Origin of the sequence: Pseudoalteromonas sp. DY56-GL79, assembly GCF_041414765.1 — a bacterium.
Classification (GTDB): domain Bacteria; phylum Pseudomonadota; class Gammaproteobacteria; order Enterobacterales; family Alteromonadaceae; genus Pseudoalteromonas; species Pseudoalteromonas piscicida.
Map to the genome: position 1 here is coordinate 1 of NZ_JANHZS010000032.1, position 13,433 is coordinate 13,433.

Below are 13,433 nucleotides of genomic sequence, written 5' to 3' on the forward strand. Positions count from 1 at the left end.
TATTTGGTAAAAGTGTTTTGCAATATCTTTATACCGTACTCTCCCGTTAAGGGGGAGGAGTCCATACATCTCCCACAGAGCACTATACAATTTGGAGTAGGAGATGCTTTACGCAGCGATAAGTCTTAGAAACCTAAGCCAAAAAAAGCCACACTGTTGAAGTGTGGCTTGGGAGCATTGCATGGGTGTATTGTTGCAATGATTCTTTCCAGTAATGCGAGAAGTTAAGCAGCTTGCTCGTCGTCTTGTCCTAACCGAATTAGGTAATCAAAAGCGCCTAAACTTGCTGTCGCTCCACCACCCATCGCAATTATGATTTGCTTAAACGGTGTGGTGGTTGCATCGCCTGCGGCGTAAACGCCCGCTAGACTAGTCGCACCTTTGCTATCAATTTCGATTTCGCCAAAGCGGCTAAGTGCAACTTCACTCGACTTTAACCATTCAGTATTTGGTACAAGCCCAATTTGTACAAAAATGCCGGCCAATGGTAATGAATGCGATCCGCCGCTCACTCTATCTGTGTAGTTCAAACCCGTTACTTTATTGCCGTCACCAACTACTTCGGTGGTTTGTGCGTTTTTAATAATGGTAACGTTATCAAGACTTTTCGCCTTTTTGATCAGAACTTCGTCAGCTCTGAGCGTATCGGCAAATTCTAATACCGTGACGTGTTCAACGATATTTGCTAAGTCGATAGCCGCTTCAATACCCGAGTTACCGCCACCAATGACTGCAACAGGTTTCCCCTTAAATAATGGACCGTCACAGTGCGGGCAATATGCTACACCTCTACCCTTGTACTCGGTTTCACCGGGTACATTCATGCTTCTCCATCGTGCACCGGTTGCCAAGACTAGAGATTTGGCCCTTAATACCGCACCACTTTCAAGCGTGATATCAATGGTTTCACCTTTGTTAATAGCCGCTGCACGCTGGTTCTTCATCACATCAACGCCATACTGGTTAACATGTTCTTCTAACTGTGCAACCAGCTTAAGACCTTCGGTTTTTTGCACTGAGATAAAGTTCTCAATACCCAAAGTATCGGCAACTTGACCGCCAAAGCGCTCCGCAACTACTCCTGTATTTAGCCCTTTACGAGCAGCATAGATAGCAGCTGATGCACCAGCTGGGCCGCCACCTACAACGAGCACGTCAAACACGTCTTTCTCGTTAAGTAGAGCCGCTTGTTTTTCACCAGCTTTACTATCCAATTTGAGTAGTATATCGCTCAGGCTCACTGCGCCTTGGCTAAATTGTTCACCATTTAAGTACACGGTTGGCACGGCCATGATGTTGCGTGATCCCACTTCTTCTTGGAACAAAGCGCCGTCAATCATAGTGGTGGTAATATTTGGGTTAACAGCCGCCATGAGATTCAAGGCCTGTACGACTTGCGGACAAGTTTGGCAACTCAGTGAAATGTAAACCTCAAAGTTCAATGCGTTATCTATATTCCCGATCAGTTCCAAATCGTCTGCCGATGCTTTAGTGGCATGGCCACCTGAATGCAATAATGCAAGTACCAAGCTGGTAAACTCATGTCCCATAGGCACACCGGCAAACGTAATTTCGCTCTTTGTTTCAACGCCACGCACCACCATTTGTGGGGTACGTTCACCTTCACTTGATTCAGATAAAGTAATTTTATCGCTCAAGGACGCTAAGTCTTGTGCTAACCCTTTTAGCTCTTGCGATTTTTTACTGTCATCAACAGTAATGACGAGTTCAATCGGATGTTGTAGAGAGCTAAAGTGGCTTTGTAGTTGAGTTTTAATTTGGTTGTCTAACATATAAGGTAACCCTCTGCAGAAACTACAGTAAAAATTCGCAAAAACGATGAATTTGATTCATCTTGACGGTTGAGATGGGAGTGCATGCAGCACTCCCCTGACAAATTAGATTTTGCCAACTAGGTCTAGTGAAGGCGCTAGCGTTTCTTCACCTGGCTGCCAAGATGCCGGGCAGACTTCACCATCGTGAGATGCGATGTATTGAGCAGCTTGTACTTTACGTACTAGCTCTTTAGCACTGCGACCAATACCTAGGTCATGCGTTTCGATAACTTTGATTTCGCCCTCTGGGTTGATAACAAAAGTACCGCGAAGTGCCAGACCTTCTTCCTCGATCATCACACCGAAGTTACGAGTAATACGGCCTGTTGGGTCACCAATCATTGGGAATTGGATTTTCTTAATGGTGTCTGACGCATCGTGCCATGCTTTATGCGTGAAGTGCGTGTCTGTCGATACAGAGTAAACTTCTACACCCATTTCTTGTAGCTGTGCGTAGTAGTCAGCTAAGTCGCCAAGCTCTGTTGGACACACGAAAGTGAAATCCGCTGGGTAAAAGAATACGATTGACCATTTACCTAGCAAGTCTTGCTCAGAAACTTCTACGAAGTCGCCACCATGGTATGCAGTTGCGTTGAATGGTTGAATTTTAGTATTGATTAATGAAGTGCTCATCGCTTTCCTCACTGTTGTTTAGTTTAAAATAATGTTGGCGATTAGTGTTCGCCTTGGCTTGAGTACAAAGATAAGGGGAAGTGATGATTAAATAAAATGGATTGTTTGAATCACTGTGATCGAAAAAACCGATAACTCACTTTTAAATGATCAACTAATTCAGCATAAGAGTATAAAAATAAGATAATTACGGTATGATCCCAGCAATTAACTATAGCAGAGCGTGACTATGCACCCGTACTTCAATCATATTCAACTTGGTTACTTTGGCTTCGTTCCCTTTTTGGCTTGTATCGCGTGGACGCTAATGACAGGTGTATCAAGTGACGTGCTTCATGCTTTTCAGTTTTACAGTCTGGGGATTCTAGCTTTTATGGCCGGAAGTTTATGGCGTGCAGGTGAGCAAACCTACAAACAAGCGATACTGGCCGTGATTGTCGTGATCCCTTACCCCTTACTTAGTATTGCAGCACCACAATGGTTGCTTCTCTATCTCGCTATCGCATATTGGCTCGTATATTTTGTAGAACGCAGTTCGTCTCGCTGGGGTGACTATCATAAAGACTATCAAAAAATGCGAACAGTGCTAACTTCTCTCGTTTTTGTTAGTCATCTATTTATGATTGCTCAAGCACTTGAGTTAAACGCATAAGCGGCTTGCTTCTGAAGCTCAATTAACTATAACTAAAGATAACTGAAGCATCAGAAGCCAAAGTATTTTGATCAAACGCGCGTTACCTCCCTTAGTCATATGGATAGCCATCATCTTTTTTGGTGGCTATATGTACTATATTGGTCACTACGAATACGAAAGCTACGAAGAGTTGTTTTGGTTCGGTATTTCTTTCACTTTATTCAATTTGATCACCAGAGAAATCGCAAATCCGTTCTTACGCCTTGCCCTACTTGTGTATTGTGCGGGCCTACTCCTTGATATTATTGATAATTTTACCGACGGTTTTTCCATTTCCTTACTTAATTTTGACACTTCTTTGAAAAATATCGGTTTTTTACTCATCAGCTTTGGTTTTTACTGCATGATCACCAATAAAAGAGCCAGCATTACAGAGCTAAAAAAAGAAGTAGAGAGAAGAAGGTTGTTAGAGGAGCGGATGCGGTATGAAGCTAACCATGATGCAATGACGGGTGTAGGCAGTCGTCGCGCATGTTTTGAAGGCTTGCAAACACATCGCTTTGATAATCAATGGCTGCTCTACCTCGATTTGGATAATTTCAAGCAGGTGAATGACAACTATGGCCATCATATTGGCGACGAGGTTTTGATTAAGTTTACGCAGAATATGAAAGATTACTTTGGCTTAGACTACAGCTTTCGTATCGGGGGAGACGAATTTATTGCCTATATTAATGCGGTGCTTCCAGATACAGACGAAGTAAGGGCGGCATTATTAAAGGGATTACACGATTACAAAATTAACGTCAGTATTGGAATGGTCAAAGTTGACCCAGCTAAACAAGCAGATCTCATCATCCACGAAGCCGATGAGCATATGTATGGCGATAAACGCGGTAAATCACTCAGATCTAGTGCTCGAGGATAACACCATAACACAGTTTTATTGATTCAATTTCAATGACGCTCAGCGCGCCAAAATCCAATCACAATTCTACGCTAACTTCTCTAAATTTATAGCTTTTTTAAAACCTAAAGAAGTAGCACTATTTTCCAAAATAGTGCTAAGCTTGCGTTAATATCAAGTTACAAGGGAAAATAACGTGTTTGCAAAACTATTTACAAACAATGAAACCCAACAAGCCTTATTAGCCGCGCAACAAGAGATTGCCAGTTTAAAACATGCGAATGCGCAATTAGTTGCTGAAAATGAGTCATTAAAACAAGAAGTTGTAAGCTCACAAGCTGCACTCAATGATAATACTGACAATCAACTACTGCAGTGTGCATTGACTGGATTAAGCCAAGTGCAAGGGATCCGCGAAACCGTTCTTGCAAGCTTTATGAGTATTGAAGAAGAAAGCCATTCAATTGAGCAAGTAAACTCCGCCTTTTCTAAATCTGAAACCGCATTGCGTAAAATACTCACGGGAATGGAGCAGCTCGGCGGCAATATGGACAGAATGACCACCAATATTTCTGGCCTATCACAGATGGCCGATAGTATTAATACCTTTGTCACGACGATTTCAAAAATTTCAGATCAAACGAATCTGTTAGCGCTTAATGCTGCTATTGAAGCCGCCCGGGCGGGTGAAGCTGGCCGTGGCTTTTCGGTTGTCGCCGATGAGGTACGTGCACTGGCAACCAACACCAACGAGTCCGCCAACGAAGTCTCCGATCTGGTCAAAAAGATCATCGATACGACTCATACAACCGTGAGTGCCGTGGAAGAAATTCAAGCGTCTAATATCACCCTATCTGACAGTATTGGACACCTAAACGATGAATACGAAGGAATAGTAAGTTGTTGTGATTCAATGAAAGACACCATTTTGGTTTCTACCACCCAAACTTTTATCCAGACAGTAAAACTCGATCATGTCGTTTGGAAAGGAGACGTATACAACGTTATTATTGGCAATAGCCATAAAAACATCAGCGACTTTGCCGATCATACAATGTGCCGCTTAGGTAAGTGGTTTAGTGGCGATGGCGCGCAAAAGTTTGGCGGTCACAACGCGTTTAAACGCCTAGAAGCTCCGCATAAAGAAGTCCATAGAGCTGGTGTAGAAGCAATGAAAAAGTTTAAAGCAGGCGATTCTCAAGGCGCAGTAAAACAGCTTAACCAAATGGAACATGCCAGCGTTGAAGTAATGGACTTACTCGACCAACTAGGGCATTGATAAAAAGCACTACAAAGCTTTTCAATTAACCCGCTTAACGTAAAGGAAATCAATGCGATACCAGACTAAACGGATAATAGGCTGTATTTTCCTTTCAACATTTGCGGGTATTGCAATCTTTACCGCAGTTGCACATCTTTCGTGTATTTATTTGGGTGCTAGTTGCTATCGTGCGCAACTTGCCCCAGCAGATATTATCGACTCCGCCATCGCAGGCACTTGGTATGCGCCTACTGCAACCGTTTTTATCTCTGCATTATTTCTAACCACTGCCGCCTACGCACTTTCCGCCCTCAAGTGGATCAAACCATTACCTATGCTTCGCCCCGCCATCTTTACTATTTCAACGTTATGTTTAGTAAGGGGAGCAATTACACTGCCGCTAGCCATAGTTTCCCCTGAAAAAACCACCAGTTTTGCAATTGTGGCTGGAGGAATTTGGTTTTTGGCTGGTGTATTCTGTCTAGTTGGCTTTAAACTAATAAAAGAGCCAATTGCTACAAGATAATAGCCGGATTTGATAAACTCCTCCTTTTACTGATTTAGATTGTTACATGATACTCGATAAAAACTGGCGTATTCTTACCGTTGGCGATGGCGATTTAAGCTTCTCATATTCATTAGCAAAACATTTTGCTCCAGCCCATCTTACTGCCAGTGTTTACGACAGTGAAAGTGAACTTAAGCATAAATATCAAGATAATGCATTTGATAAGCTGCATGATTTAAGGGTTAATGTAGTGACTCAATTTGATGTCACTGAGGCACATTGTTGGCAAAAAGTGCCGCCGCATGCCTTTGATGCAGTTATTTTTCAATTTCCTCTCATTCCTGCATTTGATTCGTTTGAAAGCTTCCAAAACCAGACCTTGAGCGTTAACAGCCTCAATCGGAAATTACTGCGAGAATTCTTAATAAACGCAGCGGCTTATGCACTCGACCCAAGTGGCGCTCAGCTCGGGATCATTACGTCAAAGGACGTAAAGCCCTATATTGAGTGGAATCTAGAAGGCAGCCTGATCACCGGGCTTGAGCAATATTACCTCGGCCAATCTCGATTTGAGATTTCACAATTCCCAGAATATCAAATTCGCAATGTCGACCGTGATAAGCACGTAAAAGACACCAGTGGTATTAGCTATTACTGGTCTGTTAACCCAGCTCACGCCATAAAAGAAAAACTCAAAGTGCCTGACTACTTGGGTGATAATTACTGTACCATTTGTAGAGCAGGCCCTTTTATCAATGACAGCGATAAGCTCGGGCACTTAGACTCGAAAAAGCATAAAAATATGCAAAAACATGAAAGTGCTTGGCTTAACTACCTGAGTACGTAAACAAAATTGGAACAATAACAAAAAGAAAACATTGAAAATTAAAAGTAAACAAATCAACAAATAACCATTTCAAAAACCAAGAAAGGCATAAAATATACAAAAGTAATTGAGCCATTATTTAGACACGATTAGACTAGCCTTATATCGCCATTTTTAAGCTTGTTATTTATCTTATTGGGGTCTCAATGCCACTACTTAGCCGCGACTTTGTCATTGCGATTTTATGCCTACTTTGCGCTATGGTCACCATTCAATCCGGTGCCTCTATTGCCAAGCAGTTATTTCCGTTTGTGGGGCCCGAGGGTACCACAGCATATCGCCTTGGATTTTCAGCTCTTATTTTATGCTTGGTGTTCAAACCTTGGCGTCATTTACCAACAAACTGGCGACCACTCATCGTTTATGGCCTGTGCTTGGGTGGTATGAATATCACCTTTTACTATGCCATTGAGCGTATCCCTATTGGCATTGGTGTGGCATTAGAATTTACCGGGCCGCTCGCCGTAGCACTGTTTTCATCTAAGCGGAAACGTGATTATTTGTGGGTTGCATTTGCTATTTTGGGGATCTTGCTATTGTTACCAGATCTTGGCGATGTCAATGGTTTAGACCCAGTCGGTGTTGCTTTAGCCTTGGTTGCTGGTGCTTGTTGGGCTGGATATATTCTCTACGGTAAGCGCTCAGGCAATGAAAGCTCTGGCGGAGTGACTGTGGCAATCGGCATGACGGTTGCTGCCCTTGCAATCGTGCCGTTTGGCGTGGTGTCTCAAGGTGCTGCACTACTTGATTGGTCACTGATCCCATTAGGTATCGCGATTGGTTTATTATCCAGCGCCCTGCCTTATAGCCTAGAAATGGTAGCGCTTCGAAAAATGCCCGCACAAGGGTTTAGTATTTTAATGAGCGTTGAACCTGCGGTTGCGGCGTTGGCTGGCTTTTTAATTCTCGGAGAGTTGCTGACTGTTTGGCAATGGCTTGCCATTTTTATGGTAATTACCGCTTCCGTCGGCAGTTCAGTATCAAGTAAAGAGTAGGTAGTTTAACCTGAGCTTAGGATAATTAATGCCTTTCTAGCAGCCAGTTTTTGCGCTAACAGCGTTGAATTCACTTCCAATAGCCAGCTATTAGTACGTAAATTCGCCTTGTTATCCCCAAAACTCTCTGGCTAGATAAGGAAATAGTTTAATGTAATGTTAAAAGCAATGAATTAGCTCACTCCTTATCCAAACCTCAGGTTAACTTAATTTTCGTATAACTGAATAGGGTAAATAGAGGGAGTAGATCCACTACTCTCTCTATCGTATCGATTTATTGTTAGTTAACTGTCGCTTCCGTTACAACCGGTATCATTTCATCTGTTGACGTGTCTTCAGGGATTGCTTCTTCCTTCTCAGGGAACAGATACTTTTCAAGCCACTGCTCTTGCTCCCAAAGTACATGTAAAATACTTTCTCGTGCTTTATAGCCATGGCCTTCTTCTGGCAACATCACCAGCCTAGCATTACCACCCAAGCCATTCATTGCAGCAAACATACGTTTAGATTGCATAGGAAAAGTACCTGAGTTTGGATCTTCCTCTCCATGGATCATCAACATAGGTTCGTTGATTTTTTCCGCGTGGAAGAAAGGAGACATAGAGGCATAGACGTTTTGCGCTTCCCAGAAGTTACGCGGCTCCCCCTGAAAACCAAATGGCGTCAAGGTGCGATTATAAGCCCCGCTTCGCGCAATACCAGTAGCAAACAAGTCACTATGGGCAAGTAAGTTGGCCACCATAAATGCTCCATACGAATGCCCTGCAATCGCAATACGCTTAGGATCTGCTATACCTTTTTCGACTAAGGTATCAACAGCTGCCTTTGCACTCGCGACCAATTGCTGCCTAAATGTATCATTAGGTTGCGTATCACCAGCCCCCACAATCGGCATCGTCGGATCATCAAAAACAGCAATACCTTTTGCTAAATACGGCATTGGCCCCCAATAGCCAATATATGGGAATTGATAAGGCGATTCACGCACCTGCGAAGCAACGGCTTTATCTTTAAACTCGAGCGGATAAGCCCACATCAACACAGGTATACGGCCTTTTGATGGGTCATAATCTGTAGGAAGATAAAGATTACCGGATAGCTCAACGCCATCATCACGTTTGTACTTGATTTGCTCTTTTACAACACCTTTAAATGCGGGATAAGGGTGCGCAAACTTAGTTAGCTGCTCCAAAGTATCAAACTGTAAGTCACGGACAAAAAAGTTGGGTTGTTCTTGGCGTGACTCACGCACGGTAATAAAGCGCATACCTTCGTCATCTAACATTGCACGCACTCTTTCGTAATAAGGTTCGCTCGACTGCCAAATACGAGTTGAAGTATTGGTTTTTACGTCAAAACGATCTAAAAAAGGAATGTTGCCTTTCTCAGATGCACCGTTGCCCGTTAAAAACAAATACCTGCCTCCAACTAACTTCAATACTCTTGAACCTAAATCACTATTTTCATATACAAAGTTGCCAGGATCTTTGTATGCATCATTATAACTGCGCTCAGAAAACACCACGCGATTTTGCTCTGGATTACGCGGAGAAAATACAGAAGAACGAATACTGCGATCGGCAAAGCGCCATTCATTCAAAATCGCAACATTGTTATCAGCCCATTCAATACTTGAAAAACGACGCTCTACTTTTGCGAAAAGTTCAGGTTCCTTTTTGAATGGCGAACTAATCGTATAAAGGTGGTCATGATAGTCAACCTCCACACTCATATCCCCACCATCTTGCGCTTCGGCCCATATCAGTGTCGCGCCATGGTCGTCACGCCATTGGATCTTTCGAGGCCCTTCTCTCACGCTATCAAAGCCCGCAGGCAGTGCGTCGGCTAGTGGTTGTCTTGTCACTTCAAATAATGGATAGCCACGCATTCCCCACACTTGCCATACCGCTGGAAAACGGCTGTAAGGCACTTGGAATGAGAAGGGATCTGCCATCATACCAACCACTAGATTGGTAGAGTCTGGCGAAACAGAGAAATGTTTAAGATACGTTGGATTACCAATTTGCTGCGCGCTGGCATTCAGATTTAGCTTAATTAACTGCCCCTCAGAATAAAACTTAAATAGCTGAATATCATAGGGACTAGATAATAAATTCTGATAAGTGCGTGTTGATGCTTTTTTGCCAGATGTGGTTTGTATTATTGGCGTTAGGCTGGATTTATCTTTTGCGCTTGGCTGTTTGCCATGATTAATAGCAATATTCGCGATAATTGCAGTGCTGTCTGGCAACCACTGGTATGGCGTTGAAGTCACCACGCCATTTAATGTTGATTGAGTAAGCTGTTTAAGATTGCGCTGCTCAATATCGTAAGCCCAAAGCGTAGCACTATTTTCTTGTTCAAGAATAAACGCAAGATAGCGGCTATCTGCACTCCAGCTTGGAGACTTGATCTTGCCTTTAGGTAGACCTGTCACCTTAATTAAGGCACCGGTTGCGACATGTTTAAACTCAATAGAGCTATATTGGCGGCTGGAGGTCCGCATAAAGGTTTGCGGATTGAACTTTATCCCCGCAAGCGCTTGCTCTGGCTGCCCAAGCTCTTCGAGCGTGAGTACCCTATTGCGCTGTAACAATGCCAACCAATTACCATTTGCACTCAATTTAGAGGTTGGGATCAATGGTGCATCAACAAGCTTTGCCAGCTCTGGAGAAGGTGTCATGTAGCCTTGCTCTTGTGCACATACCGTATATGATACGGTAGTCATTAATATGATAAATGTGATTTGTTTTAATAATTTCACTGTATTTACCTATCTTCGGCGTTTAGCAGGTGATCATATAACGATTATCGGGAAATGTGCAGAGATTTGCGATTTAATGCGATGAAAACTTGATGTACACTTAGTCACTTAACCAGCCATAATTGATACGAATTAGCATGAACAACGATAAAAAACTCGCTAAGGTTACCATTTTTGATGTTGCCGAAGAGGCACAAGTTTCTAAATCAACAGTATCCCTTGTCCTAACGCATAGCGATAAAGTCAGCGATAAAAGCAAAGAGAAAGTACTAAAAGCCATCGAAAAGCTGGGGTATGTTTATAATCGCGACGCAGCAGCGCTACGTAGTAAAAAGTCTAATCTTGTTGCGGTTGTTATCAACGACTTAACTAACCCGTACTCTGCTCAGCTTGCTGTCGGATTAGAAAAACATATTTACGCATTAGGTATGGTGCCTATGCTGGTAAATACAGGTGAAGATTTCAATCGCCAGCGTCAAGTAGTTAATACTCTTAAAGAATACAATGTTTGTGCCTTTGTTATGGTGCCTGCACCAAGTACTCCACGAGAGTGGCTGGACCAATTGGCTGACTCTGGATTTCCAGTTATTACCATTATGCGTGAAGTGGCCTTCGCGAAAGCCCCCTGTATTCTACCTGACAATAAAAAAGGGACTCACCTAGCAACGACCCACCTCATTGAGCAAGGCATAAAAGACATTGCTTTTCTGGGTGGTACTCCCGAAATCTCAGATTACCATGAGCGACTGTCTGGTTTCCAAAGCGCTCTAAAACTCAACGGATTAAATGAAGCGCAACCTGCGATCGCTGCTCCAACCAATCGCCAAGGGGGCCGAGAAGCGTTTAATACCCTCATCGCTGACCATAAAGAGATAAAAGCTATCGTTTGCTTTAGTGACGTCATTGCATACGGTGCAATTGAAGCCATGCGCGAACATGGACTGGTACCTGGTGAAGACATCAAAGTTGTCGGTTTTGATGACTTGCAAGACTCCCAGCTGATGAAACCCGCATTAACGAGTGTCAGAATTGATGCCGACGACATCGGTAAACGGACATGCCATACACTGTCCGAAATTTTAAACAAATCACAGCCTGCCGTAAGAACCTTGGTGGATGTTTCATTGCAGATCAGAGAATCATCGTAACTCTTAGCATTTAGCAATAAATGTATCGCCGAGACCTGTTTATAAAAAATGCAAATATTTGCGGCCAAAACTATAGACATTACTGAGAATCTGGATAGAATTCGCAGCAATCTTGGCCGCCAAATTTACCTATGCAAATAGTCTGTTGCGAATATCAAATTCGTGTGCAAAAACATAACTAAAATCTAGATGATATGTATCTTACTAGCAGCGCGTACCCATGATGAGCTCAGTTTGATTTTTTTAATTTCAAACACCATACTTTTTTAACATTTTCGCCAATTCACTGCATTCAGTAGAATTGGTATTACATATTTAAGGTTCTCTTTCGTTGAATAACGCAACCTTTACAGAGAAACGCCGCTTTATTGTGAAGTTAGGCAAAATGCTTCACAAATACGGTACCCCTGCCTATCGACTCGAAGCACACTTAATGGAAGTAGCCACACACTTAGGGTTAAAGTCTTCCTTTGTCATGTCTCCGACGTCCGTCACTTTTGTGATTTGGACCGAAGGTCATGAAGAAGAATATACACATGTTGCACGTGTTGACCCTGGCGACCATGATTTAGGTTCATTGGCAGATACGGATGACGTTGCAACACGCGTGTTATCTGGTGAGCTTTCAATCCAAGAAGCCGAACAATGCCTTGAAGCCATTTTGCACGCTAAGCCTCCATATAATAAGTTAATGACGGGTCTTGCATTTGCAACTTCAGGCGGTGCGTTTGCAATGCTGATGGGGACTAGCTGGAATGACGTATGGTGGTCGGCGCTATTATCGCTTGTGGTCTACTTATTCGTGCTTTGGGCGAGTATTTCCAAACGTGTAACACATATGCTTGAACCTTTGGTCGCCATCGTATCAGCGGTTGCTGCTTGTGCAGTATCTGTTTACATTGACCCACAGATCAACATCCGTTTGGTGGTACTTTCGGCCATTATCGTGTTTATACCTGGCTTGGCGCTGGCGCTTGGGTTTGCTGAATTATCGGCTCGTCATCTAGTGTCAGGCACCGCAAGAGTCATGGACTCTATTATGTTGCTTTTTAAGCTCTACTTCGGTGCATTTTTGGGGATCAGTTTAGGGTTTGCGTTTTTTGGTCAAGTTGATTTTATACAACCATCACCATTACCACGTTGGACGGCTTGGCTTGCAGTGCTATTACTTTGTAGCAGCCTAGTTATTATCTTTAGAACAAAGTTACGCCATGCAAGTTGGTCACTCGCATCAGGCTTTATCGCCTACGCAGCCAGTATCAGTTCTGCTGTTTACTTTGATTATGCGCTTGGTACTTTTGTGGGTGCATTTGCAGTGGGAGTTTTTAGTAATATATTTAACCGTGTGGTAAATGCCCCTGCGTCCATTGTGGCAATGCAAGGTTTAATTGTGTTAGTACCTGGTTCTAAAACCTATATTGGACTTAATTCACTGATCGAAGGCCAAAGCTTTGTTCATGCGGATCATATTGGCCAACAAACCTTCTTAATATTTATGTCTCTTATCGCTGGCCTTATCTTCTCAAACGTTGTGCTGCCACCCAAAAAGAGCTTATAACGCACAAAAAGAACTGGAAAGGTGACTTTCCAGTTCTTTGTAGTTGTGAATGTTAACAAAAAACAAAGTGAAATCACTCCAGTAAACTTAACTTAAACCGAAAACCACCGAGAAGAAATTATTTTATATCTATAAATTTCAATAAAATAAGAAAATAAAAAGTAAAAGACCTCCAAATTCATAACTATTCATTTCAATTCAAGATTTAACAAACCCCGCTGGTGTTTAATCTTTCTCGAGGTCAACCTCTCAATCACAAGTAATACCAATTATCTTAATTAAGTGGTCTATTTTGAGGCGAGAA

11 protein-coding genes are annotated in these 13,433 nt (G+C 42.7%); 8 read left to right on the forward strand and 3 right to left on the reverse strand.

The annotated features are described in order from the left end of the window. Positions 1–224: 224 nt before the first annotated feature. Both ahpF and ahpC read right to left on the reverse strand, forming a co-directional pair. The gene (ahpF, locus tag NO992_RS20215; RefSeq protein ID WP_371380121.1) at positions 225–1,793 is read right to left on the reverse strand and encodes an alkyl hydroperoxide reductase subunit F; all 1,569 of its coding nucleotides are present in this window, start codon (positions 1,791–1,793) and stop codon (positions 225–227) included. Positions 1,794–1,898: 105 nt separating this feature from the next. After that, positions 1,899–2,468 carry an alkyl hydroperoxide reductase subunit C gene (gene ahpC / locus NO992_RS20220; protein ID WP_010377859.1) on the reverse strand — a complete coding sequence of 190 codons (570 nt, stop codon included), beginning with the start codon at positions 2,466–2,468 and terminating at the stop codon, positions 1,899–1,901. Positions 2,469–2,697: 229 nt separating this feature from the next. On the opposite strand from ahpC, the gene NO992_RS20225 reads away from it, so the two are divergent. The 6 genes from NO992_RS20225 to NO992_RS20250 all read left to right on the forward strand — a co-directional run bounded on the left by NO992_RS20225 (position 2,698) and on the right by NO992_RS20250 (position 7,659). Continuing rightward, positions 2,698–3,120: a DUF3429 domain-containing protein gene (locus NO992_RS20225; RefSeq protein WP_349196403.1), complete on the forward strand. Its 423-nt coding sequence runs from the start codon at positions 2,698–2,700 to the stop codon at positions 3,118–3,120. Between the two features lie 130 nt (positions 3,121–3,250). Then, positions 3,251–4,030 carry a GGDEF domain-containing protein gene (locus NO992_RS20230; RefSeq protein WP_371380124.1) on the forward strand — a complete coding sequence of 260 codons (780 nt, stop codon included), beginning with the start codon at positions 3,251–3,253 and terminating at the stop codon, positions 4,028–4,030. A gap of 175 nt (positions 4,031–4,205) precedes the next feature. Further along, the gene (locus NO992_RS20235) at positions 4,206–5,288 is read left to right on the forward strand and encodes a methyl-accepting chemotaxis protein (protein ID WP_010607417.1); all 1,083 of its coding nucleotides are present in this window, start codon (positions 4,206–4,208) and stop codon (positions 5,286–5,288) included. A 52-nt stretch (positions 5,289–5,340) separates the two neighbouring features. Next, positions 5,341–5,796: a hypothetical protein gene (locus tag NO992_RS20240; protein WP_371380126.1), complete on the forward strand. Its 456-nt coding sequence runs from the start codon at positions 5,341–5,343 to the stop codon at positions 5,794–5,796. 46 nt (positions 5,797–5,842) lie between these two features. Then, on the forward strand, positions 5,843–6,625 hold the full coding sequence (locus NO992_RS20245; RefSeq protein ID WP_371380128.1) for a class I SAM-dependent methyltransferase: 783 nt from the start codon (positions 5,843–5,845) through the stop codon (positions 6,623–6,625). 185 nt (positions 6,626–6,810) lie between these two features. Further along, entirely contained in the window at positions 6,811–7,659 is an 849-nt protein-coding gene (locus tag NO992_RS20250) for a DMT family transporter (protein ID WP_039491207.1), read from the forward strand. A 280-nt stretch (positions 7,660–7,939) separates the two neighbouring features. Here the strand turns inward: NO992_RS20250 and NO992_RS20255 are convergent, their stop codons facing one another. Further along, the gene (locus NO992_RS20255; protein ID WP_371380131.1) at positions 7,940–10,423 is read right to left on the reverse strand and encodes a prolyl oligopeptidase family serine peptidase; all 2,484 of its coding nucleotides are present in this window, start codon (positions 10,421–10,423) and stop codon (positions 7,940–7,942) included. 137 nt (positions 10,424–10,560) lie between these two features. On the opposite strand from NO992_RS20255, the gene NO992_RS20260 reads away from it, so the two are divergent. Then, positions 10,561–11,571, forward strand: coding sequence for a LacI family DNA-binding transcriptional regulator (locus tag NO992_RS20260; protein ID WP_010379361.1), 1,011 nt, complete (start codon positions 10,561–10,563; stop codon positions 11,569–11,571). A 331-nt stretch (positions 11,572–11,902) separates the two neighbouring features. Further along, positions 11,903–13,129 (forward strand): threonine/serine exporter ThrE family protein, encoded by a 1,227-nt coding sequence (locus NO992_RS20265; protein WP_082083451.1) that lies wholly within the window; start codon positions 11,903–11,905, stop codon positions 13,127–13,129. The last annotated feature ends 304 nt before the right edge of the window (positions 13,130–13,433 follow it).

What these genes read in the sequence shown, in the direction of transcription:
- NO992_RS20240 (WP_371380126.1), top strand. Translation starts at nt 5,341, where the DNA reads ATGCGATACCAGACTAAACGGATAATAGGCTGTATTTTCCTTTCAACA.
- NO992_RS20260 (WP_010379361.1), top strand. Translation starts at nt 10,561, where the DNA reads ATGAACAACGATAAAAAACTCGCTAAGGTTACCATTTTTGATGTTGCC.
- NO992_RS20245 (WP_371380128.1), top strand. Translation starts at nt 5,843, where the DNA reads ATGATACTCGATAAAAACTGGCGTATTCTTACCGTTGGCGATGGCGAT.
- NO992_RS20250 (WP_039491207.1), top strand. Translation starts at nt 6,811, where the DNA reads ATGCCACTACTTAGCCGCGACTTTGTCATTGCGATTTTATGCCTACTT.
- ahpC (WP_010377859.1), bottom strand. Translation starts at nt 2,468, where the DNA reads ATGAGCACTTCATTAATCAATACTAAAATTCAACCATTCAACGCAACT.
- NO992_RS20225 (WP_349196403.1), top strand. Translation starts at nt 2,698, where the DNA reads ATGCACCCGTACTTCAATCATATTCAACTTGGTTACTTTGGCTTCGTT.
- ahpF (WP_371380121.1), bottom strand. Translation starts at nt 1,793, where the DNA reads ATGTTAGACAACCAAATTAAAACTCAACTACAAAGCCACTTTAGCTCT.
- NO992_RS20230 (WP_371380124.1), top strand. Translation starts at nt 3,251, where the DNA reads ATGTACTATATTGGTCACTACGAATACGAAAGCTACGAAGAGTTGTTT.